General features: G+C 51.4%; 15 protein-coding genes. 8 read left to right on the top strand and 7 right to left on the bottom strand.

All coding sequences use genetic code 11. The features are described 5' to 3' along the window. Positions 1 to 69: 69 nt before the first annotated feature. The gene (locus NEA10_RS15395; protein ID WP_252665424.1) at positions 70 to 1,392 is read right to left on the bottom strand and encodes a collagen-like protein; all 1,323 of its coding nucleotides are present in this window, start codon (positions 1,390 to 1,392) and stop codon (positions 70 to 72) included. A gap of 167 nt (positions 1,393 to 1,559) precedes the next feature. Here NEA10_RS15395 and NEA10_RS15390 point away from each other — a divergent pair, with 167 nt between their 5' ends. From NEA10_RS15390 to NEA10_RS15370, 5 genes are all read left to right on the top strand, one after another. Then, positions 1,560 to 2,225 (top strand): C40 family peptidase, encoded by a 666-nt coding sequence (locus tag NEA10_RS15390; protein WP_252662135.1) that lies wholly within the window; start codon positions 1,560 to 1,562, stop codon positions 2,223 to 2,225. A 126-nt stretch (positions 2,226 to 2,351) separates the two neighbouring features. After that, entirely contained in the window at positions 2,352 to 5,165 is a 2,814-nt protein-coding gene (gene secA, locus NEA10_RS15385) for a preprotein translocase subunit SecA (protein ID WP_252662133.1), read from the top strand. Between the two features lie 4 nt (positions 5,166 to 5,169). After that, positions 5,170 to 5,751, top strand: a complete 582-nt coding sequence (locus NEA10_RS15380) for a DUF1131 family protein (protein WP_252662131.1) — start codon at positions 5,170 to 5,172, stop codon at positions 5,749 to 5,751. A 15-nt stretch (positions 5,752 to 5,766) separates the two neighbouring features. Then, positions 5,767 to 6,624 carry a Uma2 family endonuclease gene (locus tag NEA10_RS15375; protein WP_252662129.1) on the top strand — a complete coding sequence of 286 codons (858 nt, stop codon included), beginning with the start codon at positions 5,767 to 5,769 and terminating at the stop codon, positions 6,622 to 6,624. A 43-nt stretch (positions 6,625 to 6,667) separates the two neighbouring features. Continuing rightward, positions 6,668 to 7,162 (top strand): ureidoglycolate lyase, encoded by a 495-nt coding sequence (locus NEA10_RS15370; RefSeq protein WP_252662127.1) that lies wholly within the window; start codon positions 6,668 to 6,670, stop codon positions 7,160 to 7,162. 98 nt (positions 7,163 to 7,260) lie between these two features. On the opposite strand, the gene NEA10_RS15365 is transcribed toward NEA10_RS15370, so the two are convergent. Both NEA10_RS15365 and NEA10_RS15360 read right to left on the bottom strand, forming a co-directional pair. Further along, entirely contained in the window at positions 7,261 to 7,905 is a 645-nt protein-coding gene (locus NEA10_RS15365; protein WP_374111780.1) for an MAE_28990/MAE_18760 family HEPN-like nuclease, read from the bottom strand. Next, positions 7,884 to 9,011, bottom strand: a complete 1,128-nt coding sequence (locus NEA10_RS15360; RefSeq protein WP_252662125.1) for a DUF262 domain-containing protein — start codon at positions 9,009 to 9,011, stop codon at positions 7,884 to 7,886. The genes NEA10_RS15365 and NEA10_RS15360 overlap by 22 nt, the downstream gene beginning before the upstream one ends. A 64-nt stretch (positions 9,012 to 9,075) precedes the next feature. Between NEA10_RS15360 and NEA10_RS20900 the strand changes: the two genes are divergently transcribed. Together NEA10_RS20900 and NEA10_RS15355 are read left to right on the top strand one after the other, a co-directional pair. Next, entirely contained in the window at positions 9,076 to 9,201 is a 126-nt protein-coding gene (locus NEA10_RS20900; protein ID WP_258719042.1) for a hypothetical protein, read from the top strand. Positions 9,202 to 9,224: 23 nt separating this feature from the next. Beyond that, entirely contained in the window at positions 9,225 to 11,363 is a 2,139-nt protein-coding gene (locus NEA10_RS15355) for a DNA phosphorothioation-associated putative methyltransferase (RefSeq protein ID WP_252662123.1), read from the top strand. Positions 11,364 to 11,445: 82 nt separating this feature from the next. Here the strand turns inward: NEA10_RS15355 and NEA10_RS15350 are convergent, their stop codons facing one another. Then, positions 11,446 to 11,670 carry a type II toxin-antitoxin system prevent-host-death family antitoxin gene (locus tag NEA10_RS15350; protein ID WP_252662121.1) on the bottom strand — a complete coding sequence of 75 codons (225 nt, stop codon included), beginning with the start codon at positions 11,668 to 11,670 and terminating at the stop codon, positions 11,446 to 11,448. Positions 11,671 to 11,725: 55 nt separating this feature from the next. Between NEA10_RS15350 and NEA10_RS15345 the strand changes: the two genes are divergently transcribed. Then, positions 11,726 to 11,899 carry a hypothetical protein gene (locus tag NEA10_RS15345; RefSeq protein ID WP_252662119.1) on the top strand — a complete coding sequence of 58 codons (174 nt, stop codon included), beginning with the start codon at positions 11,726 to 11,728 and terminating at the stop codon, positions 11,897 to 11,899. Between the two features lie 331 nt (positions 11,900 to 12,230). Here the strand turns inward: NEA10_RS15345 and NEA10_RS15340 are convergent, their stop codons facing one another. The 3 genes from NEA10_RS15340 to NEA10_RS15330 form a co-directional block, all read right to left on the bottom strand. Then, positions 12,231 to 13,769, bottom strand: coding sequence for a phosphomannomutase/phosphoglucomutase (locus NEA10_RS15340; protein ID WP_252662117.1), 1,539 nt, complete (start codon positions 13,767 to 13,769; stop codon positions 12,231 to 12,233). Positions 13,770 to 13,908: 139 nt separating this feature from the next. Continuing rightward, on the bottom strand, positions 13,909 to 15,168 hold the full coding sequence (metK, locus tag NEA10_RS15335) for a methionine adenosyltransferase (RefSeq protein ID WP_252662115.1): 1,260 nt from the start codon (positions 15,166 to 15,168) through the stop codon (positions 13,909 to 13,911). A 166-nt stretch (positions 15,169 to 15,334) separates the two neighbouring features. Further along, complete coding sequence (locus NEA10_RS15330) at positions 15,335 to 16,678, bottom strand: helix-hairpin-helix domain-containing protein (RefSeq protein ID WP_252662109.1); 1,344 nt, start codon at positions 16,676 to 16,678, stop codon at positions 15,335 to 15,337. Between the last annotated feature and the right edge of the window lie 2 nt (positions 16,679 to 16,680).

Raw genomic sequence — 16,680 nt, 5'->3', positions numbered from 1 at the left:
CTAATCGTTCAATGCGCTCTAAAAATGCACGCCGCTCAACTCACTCCAGTCAGATCTCGATATTAACCATCAATCCAGTTGTCCTTGCCACAGCACCGTTTGTTCCGCCTCATGGTCTCCCAAACGACGAGTAATCAACAGTTCCACCTCCACCTGGGCCCGAGAGGGGAAATCCCGAGTTTCCAAGGGAAGGCCCGATAAATCCAGGACAAAGCGATTATGCTCTCGGGACACCAGATGAGCCGGAATCTCTCCCTCATAGCGGGTTTGGTAATTCTGCATATGACGGAATCCCACCCGCGACCCCGTCGAGCGAATTTTAACCACAAACTCCGTGTCTAAAATCTCCGATTGTTGCGCCGTATCCACCAGAGCCAGATTAAACTGACGAGGATTGCGATTCGCATCGGCGATCGCCAACTCGGTAGCTTCCGCTTCCCGCAAAATGGTATCAATTTGATAGGTCGTTAACCCCTCATCTTCCACAATAGCCCCCTGAACCCAAAGGTCATCGGGAAAACTGGCCTCAATGGTGTCATTCGCCGTCAAGGTTAAGCTGACATCGAGATCAGAAAACTGCGACTGAGGGCGATCGCTCTCCCAGGCCAAAGCAACCGATCGCTCCAGACGTTCCACAAACTCCTCATACTCATCCGCCACCACCGATCCCGACGCTAACAAAGACCGGGCCCCACCCCGACGCAACCAGACATTCTTAGATAACGCTAAGGGCCGCTCAAAATCTGACAAGCGCAATTCCGCCGTCGGCTGTTCTGGTTCCAGGGGAGTGGTTCCCTCCACAATCTGCAACCGGCCCAGGGTTCCATCTCTCCCCGTGCGGCCATTGCGTCCCCGCCGTCCCCAACTGCCACTGCTACAGTGATAGCGGCGATCATTCACTGTCCAACTACGACGACGACAGGAACACCCCCGGCCGCCATAGCCGCCATCGCCACCATACCCCCCCTGGCCACCGCGAGCATCCACAAAAATCTCCCGCAACTGCTCTAACTCTTCATAATAGAGTTTCACGTTTCCCCCATCGCCCCCGTCACCGCCATCACCGCCATCACCGCCATCACCGCCATTGGCCCCGCGCAAATTATGGCTCACGCCACTGGGTTGAGAACAGTTGCGAGCATCCTCCCCATGGCCCCCACTCCTCCCATCAGTTCCCGAATATCCCATCAATTGCAGAGATTTGGGCTGGCCATCCACAATTAGGGTTTGATCCAGTCCCGACTCCCCCGTCCGTCCCGGATTCCCACTAAACCCCCGTCGTCCCGAACTTCCAAACGTCCGAGCGGCGATCGCCCCCGTCACCAAAACGGTCCCCAACACCAGCAAAGATAAGGGATAACGCCACGGTTTACGTTGATTCAATCGGCTCATAATCATCCTCCAAAGTGCGATCTGCCACAAATCCTAAGCGATGCGTTCCGGCTTGTCAGGGCGAAAAATCCCCTCTTGGGAGGGGCAGGGGTGGGTTCTCCCTCTTCCCTATTCCCTTCCCCCCTAAGGTATCATCGGGAGAAACGACCAACATGAGGATCTCACCGATGGGAACTGGAGCTGCCTTTGGCAACGCCTTTCGCCGGGAAAGCATCTTGGCCCGCTATGAACAACATCGTCCCCAAATGAAAACCGGGGATGTGATTGGCTTTTCCGGCAACACTGGCTTCTCCGACGTCATTAAGTGGGGGACAGGTTCCATCTACTCCCATGTGGGAATCGTCCTCACCGCTAGCATGGGAGGCGGCTTCGGGGATAGTGTCCTAGTCGTCGAGTCCACCACTGAAACCCGCCACCAAGCCGCATCAAAAGGAGGGCAAGAACTCATCAAAGGCGTGCAGATGAACTGGCTCTCCAAACGCACCCTTATGTACGATGGCTCCGTGTGGTGGTTTCCCCTCAAAGACCCCCTATCTCCCGAAGGCCGATCTAAAATGGAAGCCTGGTTACGAGAAACCCATAGTCAGCGTGTCCCCTACGACAACATCCATGTCTTGGGAGCAGGAATTAAGCTCTGGGAACGGTTTGGACTTTCGGGCCCAGAAGACTTATCCCGGCTGTTTTGTTCCGAACTCGTCACCAAGGCCCTGCAAGTCGCGGGTGTGGTGGACCCCGAGATTAACCCCTCCCGGCAAACCCCCGCCGATGTGGTTAACTTTCTCGGCTTAGATGGCCCCGTCTTACTCAAGGGGGATTCCACCCCCGTTCAGTAGTCGGGTTGCAGTGGTAGGATTAACATAAATATACTGTTTCAATCCATTGACTCAACGCGATACCGACGCTTCAGTCCCCAAGCGTGCGATCGCCAACTCTTGTTATAGACGCTTCCCGCTCCTCCTATGCTTAAACGACTGTTCGGCGACCCCAACACCCGGAAACTCAAGAAGATTGAGCCGCTTGTAGCGGATGTCAAGGTTCTTGAGCAAGATATCCAACCCCTAACTGATGAGGAGTTGGTAGCCAAGACGGCTGAGTTCCGGGAACAGTTGTCCAAGGCCCGCAACCGAGAGGAGGAAGATGACATCCTCGAAGAGATTCTCCCAGAAGCCTTTGCGGTGGTTCGGGAAGCCTCCCGGCGAGTCCTGGGAATGCGCCACTTCGATGTGCAAGTTCTGGGGGGAATCGTCCTCCATAACGGCGAAATTGCGGAAATGAAAACCGGGGAAGGGAAAACCCTCGTCTCCACCCTTCCCGCCTATCTCAACGCCCTCAGCGGCAAAGGGGTTCACGTCGTTACCGTCAACGATTACCTGGCCCGGCGGGATGCGGAGTGGATGGGACAAGTTCACCGCTTCCTGGGCCTCTCCGTGGGCCTGATTCAACAGGGAATGACCCCCGATGAACGACGCAAAAACTATAACTGCGATATCACCTATTGCACCAACTCCGAATTAGGCTTCGACTATCTCCGGGACAACATGGCCACCTCCATCGAGGAAGTGGTGCAACGGCCCTTCAACTACTGCGTCATTGATGAGGTCGATTCAGTTCTGATTGACGAAGCCCGGACCCCCCTCATTATCTCAGGTCAGGTAGAACGCCCCAGTGAGAAATATCGCCGCGCCGCTGACGTGGCGGCCCAGTTGGTCCGGGGGACGGAAGACGAACCTCAAGATTATGAGGTTGACGAAAAGGCCCGTAATGTGCTGCTGTCTGACGAAGGCTTTGCTCGGGCAGAAGAATTACTGGGAATGAGCGATTTATATGACCCGGAAGACCCCTGGGCCCATTATATTTTCAACGCGGTTAAGGCGAAGGAACTCTTCGTTAAGGATGTCAACTACATCATCCGTGATGGAGATGTGGTGATTGTGGATGAGTTTACTGGACGGGTGATGCCAGGGCGACGCTGGAGTGATGGACTTCACCAAGCCATTGAAGCGAAGGAACATCTGGAGATTCAGCCGGAAACCCAAACCCTGGCGACGATTACCTATCAAAACTTCTTCTTGCTCTATCCCAAATTAGCCGGGATGACGGGAACGGCGAAAACTGAAGAGTCGGAATTTGAGAAAATCTACAAGTTGCGGGTGACGATTATCCCCACCAATCGTCCCTTGCTGCGGAAAGATTTATCCGATGTGGTCTATAAAACTGAACCGGCCAAGTGGAAAGCGGTTGCCGAAGAATGTGCGGAAAAACATAAGGAGGGCCGCCCGGTGTTGGTGGGAACCACCAGTGTGGAAAAATCGGAGGTTTTGTCCACACTGCTGAGTGAGTTGCAGGTTCCCCATAACCTCCTCAATGCTAAGCCAGAAAACGTGGAGCGGGAATCAGAGATTGTCGCCCAAGCCGGACGAGGTGGGACGGTGACTATTGCCACCAACATGGCGGGACGAGGGACTGATATTATCCTTGGGGGGAACGCTGACTATATGGCCCGCTTGAAACTGCGGGAGTATTTTATGCCCCGGTTGGTGAAACCAGAGGATGAAGCCAGTTTTGCACAACCTAAGACGTTGGCCAGTCGTAGCCGCAGTAAGGGTAAAGGCTTTGATACCGTCGCTAAACCGAAAACTTGGAAAGCCTCACCGCAGATTTTTCCCGTTGAGTTAACGCCGGAGTTGGAGAAACAACTCAAGGAGATGGTGGACCATGCGGTGAAGGTGTATGGTGAACGCAGTTTGCCGGAGTTAGAGGCGGAGGAACGCATCGCCATTGCGGCGGAGAAGGCCCCCACGGAAGATGAAGTCGTCGCTCAGTTGCGGGACGTTTATAAGGCACTGTTAGAACATTACGAGAGTTACACCAAAAAAGAACATGATTTGGTGATTGAACGGGGTGGCTTACACGTAATTGGTACGGAACGCCACGAGTCTCGCCGGGTGGATAACCAGTTGCGAGGTCGTGCGGGCCGCCAAGGTGACCCCGGTTCGACGCGCTTTTTCCTCAGTTTGGAGGATAACCTGTTGCGGATTTTTGGGGGCGATCGCGTGGCCGGCTTGATGAACGCCTTTCGCGTGGAAGAGGATATGCCGATTGAGTCCGGGATGTTGACGCGATCGCTCGAAGGGGCCCAGCGCAAGGTGGAAACCTACTATTACGATATCCGTAAGCAGGTCTTTGAGTACGACGAAGTGATGAACAATCAACGTCGGGCTATCTATGCGGAACGCCGCCGGGTGTTGGAAGGGCAAAACCTGAAGCAGCGGGTGATTGAATATGCGGAAATGACGATGGATGACATCGTAGATGCTTACATCAACCCGGAACTCCCCTCGGAAGAATGGAATCTCGATAAGTTGGTGGACAAAGTCAAGCAGTTTGTCTATCTCCTAGAGGAGTTACAGCCGACTCAATTGGAGGATATGGCGGTTGACGAGATTAAAACCTTCCTTCATGAGCAGGTTCATATCGCCTACGATATGAAAGAGTCCCAGGTGGATAAAATTCAGCCGGGGTTAATGCGTCAGGCGGAACGGTTCTTCATTCTGCAACGGATTGACACCCTCTGGCGGGAACATTTACAACAGATGGATGCGTTGCGTGAATCGGTCAGTCTGCGAGGGTATGGTCAGAAAGATCCCCTGATTGAGTATAAGAGTGAAGGCTATGAGCTGTTCTTAGAGATGATGATTGATATCCGCCGTGATGTGGTTTACTCTCTCTTCCAGTTCCAACCTCAAGTCCAACAGACGACGGTTAGCAGTTAAGGAAATGGCCAAGCCAAAACTTGGGTTCATGGGATTGGCGTTACTGACTCTGGTTCTGGCGTCAGGCTGTGGTCAGGATTTGAACAGTGACGCGAGTCTCCCCATTGGCCAAGAGGAGGAGGTGCAAGCCTCTCCTCCCCCCTTAAGCAATGCTGGCTGGGGGGAGATTTCTGGGGAGACTCCTTTTGAGGGCGATCGCATTCAGGGTAAACTTCCCCAATATCGGGTCGAAACTGGGGTCATCTCCCAGGAGGGAGAGTCTTATCCGGTGATTGACGTCTTTGATGGGGAGACTCAGGTGGCGCAACTTGACCCCAAAAACCCAAATCGTCCCCAGGCGGGGATTCTCCGCATTACCATTGTTGACCCCTCCATTCCCGGGCCCGAGGGGGTGCGGGTGGGGATGGCTTGGGGAGACAGTCCTAATCGGGAGCAATTTAATTGTTTCTCCGGTGAAGGGCCGACGACTGGCTACCAGATTTGTAGTCCCCCCAATGGGCCACAATTGCAATATCTCTATCCCATGACGGGGGGTGCGGTGGGCGATCGCACTCCCCTCGATCGCCTCATCTGGCTAAATTTCTAAGAACCCGTTTCAATTATGACCATCGCCAAATCCTCAGAACCGGATCTAAAGACCCTACCGGATCATACCCAACTCCCGGACTCCGACGGAACCTTTGTGAAAAACTTTCAGGAGCATCCCCAAAGTCTCGTCTTGACGGATTCCCTTCAACCCGTCTTAGAGCAACTACATCCAGATCAACATTATGCCATTGGCCAAGATTGTGGCATTTATTGGCGGATAACAGACCCCCCAGAACGGGGGGCCGAATGTCCAGATTGGTTTTATGTTCCCAATGTCCCGCCGACTCTTGAGGGACAGATGCGTCGTTCTTATGTCTTGTGGCAAGAGTGGATTCCCCCCTTAATTGCCCTTGAGTTTGTCTCAGGGGATGGTTCCGAGGAGCGCGATCGCACTCCCCTCGATCGCACATCGGAAAGCCGTCAAAAACCCGGCAAGTTCTGGGTCTATGAACAGATTATCCGCCCTGCCTTTTATGGAATTTACGAGGTTCAAAAGGCCCAAGTCGAGGTCTATCACCTCGTGGAAAACCGCTATGAACTCGTCCCTGCCAATGAACGGGGTCATTATCCAATTCCACAACTGGGGGTTGAGTTGGGGATTTGGCAAGGACGTTATGGCAATGTGGTGTTACCCTGGCTGCGTTGGTGGGACAGTCAGGGTCATTTGCTGTTGACGGGGGATGAACGGGCTAAACGAGCGGAACAGGAATTGCAAGAAGAACGCCAACGGGGGGAACAACGGGAACGGGAATTGCAAGAGGAACGCCAACGGGGGGAACAACGGGAACGGGAATTGCAAGAGGAACGCCAACGGGGGGAACGACTGGCCGAGTTGTTGCGATCGCAGGGCATCAACCCCGACGAGTTATGATGAGAGGGCGATCGCCTTGTTCATCTCCCCAATCACACCAAGGATGACCCCGTATCGAGAACTTCACCCCGAACCTATTACCGTCGAGAACTTTGCCCCCTACGGGCAACTGATTACCCCTCAAGACGACGGTAAACCCTTTGACGCTCAAGAGGCCCAATTAGACTTAAACCAGGGACAGCCTCGCTTCTATTTAATGCGCCTGCAACATCGCGGCGATCGCTTCCATCAAATTACCCGCCATAGCCGCTGTACCCAATGCCTCGGGTCCTTACAAGGACAGGACTGGTTCCTGGCCGTTGCCCCTCCCAGTGACGGCCCACGCCCCGACGCAACCCGCCTCAAAGCTTTCCACATCCCCGGAACCTGTTTTGTGAAGTTACATCGCGGCACGTGGCACGCTGGCCCCTATTTTGAGGCGGAAACGATGGACTTCTATAACCTGGAACTGACCGATACCAATGTGACAGATCACCTCAGTTACGATTATCGTGAGAACGAGGGGATAGAGTTTGCGATCGCCCCCACTCGCCCCTAATCGGGAATCGGCTGACTATCGACCCTTTTAACACTATTGTTCCTCGTCAGTCCTGTCGGGGAACGAGCCGATTGAACGGTGAGAGAACTGGTTTAACACTAGAGTAAATAGTCCTTATTCAGGGCTGCATTTTCGATATCGGTTTTGAAGTGATCAATCCCGTGAATCACAAAATCTAACACTTCTTTGGCATACTCGACTTGAGGGCTGTCGCTGGAAAGTTCTCCATGGGCGATATTACATCGAGTCCTGTATAAATCATTGATAAAGCCATATTTATCCCTCCACAACGTCGTCTCAATACCTAGGATTTCACAGATTCTCTGAAAACTTTCGGCATCCAAATTAGATTTCTGTTTCATTTCGTCATATCGAAGGGTCACGGTTTCTGAACATTTCAATTTTAATTGCTCAATTAACTGACTTTGATAGCCGAATTCTGACTTATAATTGATAACATTTTTAATCAGTCTTTGACAGCCAACTATCTGAAGATTAAGAGAAAGTTTATCAAGGGAGAGTCTCCGACTATCAACATAGTTGATATAGACCTCAGCGGCATGATGGACAAATTGCTCCCAGTGAGCGTAAGCCAAGACAACCGAGCTTCTACAAATTACTTTGACTTCATGTTTTCGCCGACCATCTAAGAGAAAATTTAAAGTTATCATTTCCTGTTTACGTCTTTGACTCTCAGAGGCTAGGCTATCTAACAAGTCATCTATTGTTCTGATTTTACCCATTGTTCCAACATAGACTGACCAAAGTTAATTGTTTTAGGAATACGAGTTGAAGACCTGACCCCAGATTTAGTGAATTCCTTTAGGGTCTCATTTTGACTTAAATCTCGATGAGCCTTTTCAAATTCAGACTCATTAGGCAAGTCACCACCATTTAATAGAACTCGTGCCAAGGCCACCGCAACGATTTCAAACAAAGACACGAGAGAACCTCCCATATAGGTTTCTTTCTTGTGATTATACTTTCTGAAGCTATTTTCTCCAAATTGCTTGGAGAGATAGTCAAATGTCTTTTTGAATACATCTTCAACCTCGTTCTGGTTGAAACTATCATCATTGGCAATCTCAACAATCTTGTCAGTCAAAAAGGTTCCCAACTCATTGATACCGTTAAGCTGGGAGGTTGGACAGGTTGCGAGGACCACAAAACGAGTGATAAGCTCTAGGTCAAATGCTTCTTCAATTGCACGATCTGTTAAAATTAGACAGTCTTTGAATGGTGTAAAATCACAAAGTTTTTGCAGCCAGAGGAAGAACTCACGATTATTCATGATGAGAATACAACTACGGACTTCTTGGTCGGTCGCCAGAGACCCCCCGGTATTTAATCGTTGAAAAATTTCATATTTTGCAATTTCGTCGTTCTCTTGCTTGACAATATTAATGTCCAGCCTAGCTCGTTTTATTTTGATTTTTGCCGAATCTGGTAACGATTGCTGTTCTCCTTGCTTGGCTGACCAGGTTCGATTCTTGAGGCTAGGAAGATAGCGAGTTTCAATTAGACATAACTCCTCTTGTATAATGCCCTCCTCATTTTTGAGTTCTCCCATTAGCTCTAAAATAGTTGACAGTCGTTGCAAGCCATCAATCACATCCCAATGAGCGTCTAACCGTTCTGAGACAAAGATAGGTGGAATGGGAATACCCAGGAGAAGGGACTCAATAAATCGTGATTTTTGTCCGACTGTCCAACGATAAAAGCGTTGAAATTCAGGATGAATGTTTAACTCTCCGTCCCGATACATGGAAACCAGTTCATTGACGGACATTGAATAAGAGTTTGTCGAGACTTGAGAGGACTTATTTCGTATTTCTTGTTCGAGAGTCATGGCAATTTAGAAAATTGTTAATACTGGCTATTATACCATGGCAATTCTCTATATCCCATAACGAATGGCTCCCCCCAACGGTTGGATGAGACAACGACTCGACGCCGATATTCATGTGACAGATCACCTCAGTTACGATTATCGTGAGAACGAGGGGGTGGAGTTTGCGATCGCCCCCACTCGCCCCTGACTCGCACCTCACCCATCCTGGCCATGACTCCCCTAGTCACTGTCTCCGACTCATTGCAGGCGTTACTTGAACAGGCCCTAGAAGCGGGCCTGTTGGAGTCGCCACCGCAAACCTGGACGGAACTGTTGCAACAACTCCCCCACAAAACCCTCGTCCAGGCCTGTCAGGAGAGTCCCGTGGGTAAAACCCTCCCCAATGCTTTCTATGTCCATCGTAGTGCCGTCGCTGCCCTGCCGCTGCCCCTCCGTCTCTATGAAGGCTACGCCGCCGGTGGGGTGGAGAACCTAGACAACGCCACCCTCGTCAAGTTCTCCCTTAGCCAGCCTCAACTCTCCTATTTGTCCTATCCTGACTTCGATAGGGACCCCCATCCTCCCCTGGTGCAAAGTATTCTCGTCAACTTACGACAGGGAACCGTCAGTTGTCGCAATTACCAAGACTCGAAAAATCCCCCCATTTTGCATCGTAAGGAAACCTTTGTTCAACCCAGTTATCCGGGGTATGAGCAATTCCAGACCCTGACTCAACAGGAAGAAGCCCTCGGACTCCTCGATAATACTCGCCACATCGGCACTCGCAACAATTGGCAACGCTACTTAAAGGATGTGGGGGTGGAGATTCAGGGCCATCAAGTGCAGCGGCGTCAGGTGGAGAATCCTGTTAAAGCCCGCATTGAACGCCATCGGGCGGCGATGATGCGTCATGATTTTTCTCGTCCCCTGAAATTCGCCTTAGAAGCAGGTTTGTTAACTCCTGAAATGACCTTTTTTGACTATGGTTGCGGCTATGGGGGAGATGTGGAACGGCTGCAACAGCGGGGACTGACGGCTCAAGGTTGGGACCCCTATTATGCCCCAGAAACAGCCTTACAGCCAGCGCAATTTGTCAATTTGGGCTATGTGATTAATGTGATTGAAGAGCCTCAGGAACGCCGGGAAGCCTTGCAGAAGGCTTGGGCCTTGACGGAGGGGGTGTTACTGGTGGCGGCCCAGGTGTTGGTGCGCGATCGCGATGAGGATGATGTCGTCTATGGGGATGGGGTGGTGACGCAGCGGGGAACCTTTCAGAAATATTATGAACAGGAGGAGTTGAAAGCCTATATTGATGGGGTGTTGGGGGTGGATGCGATTCCGGTGGGGTTGGGGGTGTATGCGGTGTTTCGCGATCGCGAACAGCAGGAGCAATTTCGCGCCTCCCGCTTCCGTTCTCAGAGCCACACTCCCCGTGTGCGCGTCTCGGTTCAGCGGTTTGAGGAATCTCGGGAGACGTTGGAACCCCTGATGCAGTTTTTTAGCGATCGCGGCCGGCTTCCCAAACCCACGGAGTTAGCTGAAGAAGCGGATATTATTGATTTATTTGGCAGTTTGCGTCGCGCCTTTCGCCTGGTGTTGCAAGCGACGGATGAGGCGGACTGGGATGCGATCGCCGAACGTCGCCGCCAAGAACTCTTGATTTATTTGGCTCTAACCGCTTTGGGCGATCGCCCCCGCTTTAGTGAATTAACCCCAGCCATTCGCTATGACATCCGTGCCTTTTTTGGGAATTATAAACAAGCCCTGATGGCGGCGGATTTAATGTTATATGGCTTGGGGAGTTTAGAGCGGTTAGGGAAGTTGTGCGATCGCAGTCCCATTGGTCAGCGATCGCCCAGGGGCTTAACGGTGCATATCAGCGCCTTCAACCACCTCGACCCCATTTTACGTCTCTACGAAGGTTGTGCCAGCCACACCATCGGCAGAATGGACGATACGACCCTAATCCAATTCCACACCCAACGCCCAAAAATCTCCTATTTTCACTGTCCAGACTTCGACACCAACCCCCATCCTCTGATTAAAACCATCATGCAAATCGACCTCCAAGATTTGCGGGTTCATCGCTACACCTACGACCTCTTTGAAAACCCCTTTGTTCTGCATAAAAAAGAAGACTTTGTCACCCCAGACTATCCCCACTATGACCGTTTTACCCGACTCAGTCGACAAGAACAAAAATGGGGACTTCTCGACGACCTTGAAGCCATAAGACGATATCGACAATGGCTAAAATGCCTGAAAGCCAATGGAGCAGAACTTCGGGGACATCGCGTCTATTGGCGCAAAGATGTTGACCCCTACCAGAAACGAGTCATCCAAGCCCGAAAACAGCGTTCTCAGCCCTAAGTTCGCCGTGATTCCCCATAATATCCTGACATCCCTACCTCTAAAAACCATAGCAATGTATGAGTATCTAACAGAAATTGCATCACTGATACTCCTTAAACTCATCTAAAGGAGCATCAAAATCATCAGCTATAATGATTTGGTCTTTGTCACTCCCAAACAAAGGCGGGCGCTGATGACCGGGATTAACACAAGTTATCTTAATCGTTTGCTGATTTTTTATAATCAAAATTTCTTCACCGGCAAACGCCCGTTCGATGAGGTTAGACAGTTGAGGTAAGGCTTGGTTAATATCAATCATTTTCATGGATTATATCCGGGATTTGATTAGAGGATACCAGCAGACGTTGGTCAGAGTGGACATGGCTCATCCCCTCATTTATTTTAACCTAACCTCTCAGCCCACAAGAACAAAAATGGGACTCCTCAACCACCCCGAAGCCATCCGCCGCAGGGGAGAGCTAAAATGCCTCAAAGCCAACGGAGCAGAACTTCGGGGACATCGCGTCTATTGGCGCAAAGATGTTGACCCCTAAACGAGTCATCCAAGCCCGAAAACAGCGTTCTCAGCCCTGAGTTCACCGTGATATCCAGACATCCCCGTTTAACATCATTTTTTTGTCTAGTGATATGAATATATACTGAAAAACTTTATTTTGTCCCACGGCGAAGCAGACAATGCTGCCTTACATCGTCGTTATAGCGCCTTTCGGCACCGACGAAATCTCGACGCCAAAACCCCATCAGGACTTGAGGTAGCTCTCTTGGTACAGCGTTGATTGCCTGGGGTTAACCGTACTAGGGGACAATTGATGATTGTCCCCTAGGGTAATGGTGGGATTGGGCCTAGGGTTGTGGGGGAGTCCCTCAGCGTTCAAACGCGGACAAATCTAGCTTGTCAAACTGTTTCAAGAAGCCTAAAAGTGTCTTCGCAATCTGACTCACTCCTCCCTCAACGTTAGATTCGATATTTAGAGGAATGACGGGGTCATGTAAGGACAAACGTAACAAGAACCAGCCCTGTTCCTCGGGAGATTGACAACTGACACGCACCCCTTCATAGTTCTTGGGAACCACCTGCCAACCGTCATGATTGTCGGCAAATTGGCTTAATGCTTCGATGATTTGGTTGCCATAGTCTTTGAAGTCCTCTACGCCGATTTTCATGCGTAGCTCGCTGCTTTCTTGAGGCTCTTGTAAGTTGGCAATTAAATCGGATAAGGCTTTGCCTTCTAGTTTTAGTTTAGCCAATTCAACCAAGAGCTTGGTAATCAAATACGCACCATCATCAAGGAAATAGTTTTCCTTCATGGCTCCGTGACCGGAGGTTTCAATGGCGAGCCAGGATTCTTGACCTTCGTTATTTAAGCGAATTGCCTCGTTGATGACATTTTTATAGCCCCGTTTGAAGCGATGATGCACACCTTTGAGGTCTTGCTCAATAAAGGTGGTTAAGCCTTCTGAGGTGATGGAGTCGGTGACAACAGTGGAACCGGGATGTTCTTTGAGGACGACGGCGGAAATTAGGGCAATCAGGCGATTGCGGTTGAGTTCCTGGCCTTGGGGGTCCACGGCTGCACCGCGATCAACGTCGGTGTCAAAGATAATGCCAAAGTCGGCATTTTGAGCTAAGACTGCCTCAGATATGGCTGCCATGGCCGCTTCATTTTCTGGGTTGGGGACATGGTTGGGAAATGTGCCGTCGGGGTCTAAAAATTGGCTACCGCTGGTGTCTGCACCGAGGGGTTTGAGGACGCGATCGCAGTAAAAGCCTCCGGCACCATTTCCGGCATCGAGAATGATATGGAGTCCTTTTAAGGGCTGTTCAAACTGTTGCGGATGATTGACCCCTTCTCGCACTAATTTGACTAATCCTTCCGCATAAACTCCCATGAAATCACGAGTTTCAATCGTTCCACCTTCGGCGGGTTCGGGGAAGTCTTGGTCAGCGGCAAAGTTGAGAATGGCGCTAATGTCGGGTTTGCCTAATCCCCCTTCGCCGGTAAAGAATTTGAAGCCATTTCGGTTGAAGGGTAAATGGCTGGCGGTGAGCATGATGGCCCCGTCACAGTTAAAGTCGGGGCTGACGGTACTCATGAACATGGCTGGGGTGGAGGCTAAACCAAAGTCATAGACGCGACAGCCGAGACGGCTGATGGCGCTTGTGGTGGCGGCCATGAGGTCGGGCCCCGAGAGGCGGCTGTCTCGTCCGAGACTGATGGTGAGGTCCTGGGCGGGTTTATTTAGGGTTTGACTCAGCCAGCGGACGAAGGCTTTACCGAGGGTTTCGGCAATATCTGGGGTGAGATTGACGGGTTCGTCGGGGATACCGGGAAGGGCAACGCCGCGAATGTCAGACCCGTTTTGCAGTTTGGTCCAGTTAGGGTTTTGCACAGTGGCAGTCATAAGCCTGAGAGGATGGATAGGGCAATGGCGATCACCATAGACGATTTCCCTCTATCCATCAATGCCGTAGACTACCGTTTACGGGGCGATCGCCATCGCCCCGAGTTAGATCTAGACTCAACCTAAAATGAGTGAGATCCTAGCGTCCAGCGGAGACCGCCGGAGTCAACGCCGCTTTCAGGGCCTCGACTTGATCGGTTTGTTCCCAGGGCAAGTCTAGGTCTGTGCGTCCCATGTGACCATAGGCGGCCGTATCTTGGAAGAAGCGTCCTCCACGTTCGCTGGGGAGATGGGAGAGGTTGAAGGTCTGGATAATTCCTGCCGGACGCAGTTCAAAGATATCCTTAACCACTGCTAACAATTTCTCTTCATCGACGTTGCCAGTGCCAAAGGTTTCAATGAAAATACTGGTCGGCTGGGCCACGCCAATGGCATAACTCACCTGAACTTCGCATTTTTCCGCGAAGCCAGCGGCGACAATGTTTTTAGCAATGTAGCGACAGGCGTAGGCGGCGGAGCGATCGACTTTGGTGGGGTCTTTACCGGAAAAGGCCCCGCCTCCATGACGGGAGTAACCACCGTAGGTATCGACAATGATTTTCCGTCCCGTGAGTCCTGAGTCCCCTTGAGGACCGCCAATGACGAATTTACCAGTGGGATTGACGAGAAAACGGGTGTTCTCGTCCGGTTGAACCGGCATCTCTGCGAAGACGGGTTGCACGACCTGGGCCCAGAGGTCTTGTTGGATGCGATCGCGCACGGCTTTCTCGTCGCGAATCCCGTCAATACTGGCGGTATGTTGCGTCGAAATCAGGATGGTATCAATCCCCACGGGTTTACCCTCTTCATAAATCACCGTGACTTGGGTTTTACCGTCAGGACGGAGATAGGATAAGTCACCGGATTTGCGAACTTGAGTCAGTCTCCGGGAGAGTCGATGGGCTAAACTAATGGGAAGGGGCATCAGTTCCGGGGTTTCGTTGCAGGCGAAGCCGAACATTAAGCCCTGATCCCCGGCACCGACAGCATCGAGTTCCGCATCACTCGCCTGTTCGCGCCGTTCTTGGGCCGCATCGACTCCCTGGGCGATATCGGGGGATTGTTCGTCCAGAGCCACTAAAACTGAGCAGCTATTGGCAGAAAAACCATTTTCGGCGTCGGTATAGCCGATTTCGGCAATTTTCTCCCGAGCCAGTTTGACATAATCCACTTTGGCTTGGGTACTGACTTCTCCGGTGATGAGAACCAAACCCGTATTGACCACCACTTCCGCCGCGACACGACTTTGGGGATCTTGGGTCAGCAATGCATCGAGGATGGAATCGGAGATGCGATCGCAGATTTTATCGGGATGTCCTTCAGTGACGGACTCCGAGGTAAATAAATAACGGCGAGACAATAGACTGTTCCTCCTTAAAATCAAATGTTGAACGCAGCAGGGACTTGAATATTGTTCAAACCCAACCCTATCCAACCACGGTAATTTGCTATGGTATCAGGTTTATTCTTCGTCTGAGTTAAGGGGAGATCCGAATTGCCCCGAATCGCCGTGGCGAAAACCGACCCTAGACTTTGGCCAAGGCATGGCGACGAGCGGGATAGCCGGCCCGATTCAGGGCCGCCACCGCCTGATCACAATCCATCACCTGGAATTGATGGCCCAGCCGCACCAGGTGACGTTGGTGGCCCGCTGCAATCACGCCAATCACCGGCACTTTGGGTTTGCCATCTTCGGGAACCTGCGATCGCAACACATCCCGCAGTTGATGGCGTTGCTGGATGTCCCCAGCCTGTTCAGGATTGAGTTTCACCAGCACCATCTGCACCCGTTCGATGGGTTCGGCATCCTCAACAATCAATTGCACGCTATCATCACGGCGATCGACTTTTCCCCAAACAATCAACCGCGCATCTTCAATCAGATGTTGGTGAACCCGCTCATAGGTGCGAGGGAACACCACCGCCTCCACTTGGCCCGTGAGGTCTTCGAGTTGGACAATGGCCATGCGATCGCCCTTTTTGGTAACAATCGGCTTGAGACCACTCAACATGACAATAGCACTCACCATCACCTTCTCATGTTGGTCTTCCATTTCATTGAGGTTCACCGGGGCCAGCAGTCGCGCCGTTTTCTGAATGGGTTTCAGGGGATGATCAGAGACATAGAAGCCGAGGAGTTCCTTCTCCAGCTTTAGCTTCTCCATCGGCTGGTAATCCTGCACCTGGGGGGCTTGGGGAACCCCATCAAAGCCATTATCATCCTGGCGGCTTTGAGACTCTTCCCCAAGTTGGTCAAACAGATTAAACTGGCCCACGCTGCGTTCCTTGGCCCGGGATTGCGCCCAATCAATGACGAATGGCAGATGTTCCATCAATTGCTTACGATTGGGGTTGAGAGTATCGAGGGCCCCACATTGGATTAAGGCTTCTAAGGCCCGCCGGTTGACTGCGTGGAGATCAACGCGATCGCACAACTGGGCCAGAGACTCAAACGGCTCCTCCTCTCGCGCCTTCAGAATACAATCAATCGCCCCCTGACCCAAATTCCGCACCGCCGAGAGTCCAAATAAAATCTTTTTTCCCTCTACGGGTGTAAAGTCCACATTGGAGTGATTAATATCCGGCGGCTGCACGGTAATGTTCATTCCCATGCAGGTGGCAATATATTTCTGTACCTTGTCCTGATTTCCACTGTTGGCGGTTAACAACGCCGCCATATATTCAACAGGATAATTGGCTTTTAAATAAGCAGTTTGATAGGTGACATACCCGTATGCCATCGAGTGAGATTTATTAAAGCAATTAGACGCCACAAGACCTGTTTTTAAGAGGAAATTATGGTCTTTTGCGACTCCAATATCGTACACCTGTTGAACACCAACTCGACGGCGCGAGCAAATTTTAACCATAA

The sequence above is a fragment of the Phormidium yuhuli AB48 genome (assembly GCF_023983615.1).
GTDB lineage: Bacteria > Cyanobacteriota > Cyanobacteriia > Cyanobacteriales > Geitlerinemataceae > Sodalinema > Sodalinema yuhuli.
The sequence above is the reverse complement of the archived record's forward strand: the minus strand, read 5'-3'. Positions and strand labels throughout refer to the sequence as shown.

Bases quoted from the DNA above. Each gene is read 5' to 3' on its own strand.
- secA (WP_252662133.1), top strand. From the start codon at position 2,352: ATGCTTAAACGACTGTTCGGCGACCCCAACACCCGGAAACTCAAGAAG.
- NEA10_RS15375 (WP_252662129.1), top strand. From the start codon at position 5,767: ATGACCATCGCCAAATCCTCAGAACCGGATCTAAAGACCCTACCGGAT.
- NEA10_RS15330 (WP_252662109.1), bottom strand. From the start codon at position 16,678: ATGGTTAAAATTTGCTCGCGCCGTCGAGTTGGTGTTCAACAGGTGTAC.
- NEA10_RS15395 (WP_252665424.1), bottom strand. From the start codon at position 1,392: ATGAGCCGATTGAATCAACGTAAACCGTGGCGTTATCCCTTATCTTTG.
- NEA10_RS15345 (WP_252662119.1), top strand. From the start codon at position 11,726: ATGGCTCATCCCCTCATTTATTTTAACCTAACCTCTCAGCCCACAAGA.
- NEA10_RS15355 (WP_252662123.1), top strand. From the start codon at position 9,225: ATGACTCCCCTAGTCACTGTCTCCGACTCATTGCAGGCGTTACTTGAA.
- NEA10_RS15390 (WP_252662135.1), top strand. From the start codon at position 1,560: ATGGGAACTGGAGCTGCCTTTGGCAACGCCTTTCGCCGGGAAAGCATC.
- NEA10_RS15340 (WP_252662117.1), bottom strand. From the start codon at position 13,769: ATGACTGCCACTGTGCAAAACCCTAACTGGACCAAACTGCAAAACGGG.
- NEA10_RS15365 (WP_374111780.1), bottom strand. From the start codon at position 7,905: ATGGGTAAAATCAGAACAATAGATGACTTGTTAGATAGCCTAGCCTCT.
- NEA10_RS15350 (WP_252662121.1), bottom strand. From the start codon at position 11,670: ATGAAAATGATTGATATTAACCAAGCCTTACCTCAACTGTCTAACCTC.
- NEA10_RS15370 (WP_252662127.1), top strand. From the start codon at position 6,668: ATGACCCCGTATCGAGAACTTCACCCCGAACCTATTACCGTCGAGAAC.
- NEA10_RS20900 (WP_258719042.1), top strand. From the start codon at position 9,076: ATGGCTCCCCCCAACGGTTGGATGAGACAACGACTCGACGCCGATATT.
- NEA10_RS15360 (WP_252662125.1), bottom strand. From the start codon at position 9,011: ATGACTCTCGAACAAGAAATACGAAATAAGTCCTCTCAAGTCTCGACA.
- NEA10_RS15380 (WP_252662131.1), top strand. From the start codon at position 5,170: ATGGCCAAGCCAAAACTTGGGTTCATGGGATTGGCGTTACTGACTCTG.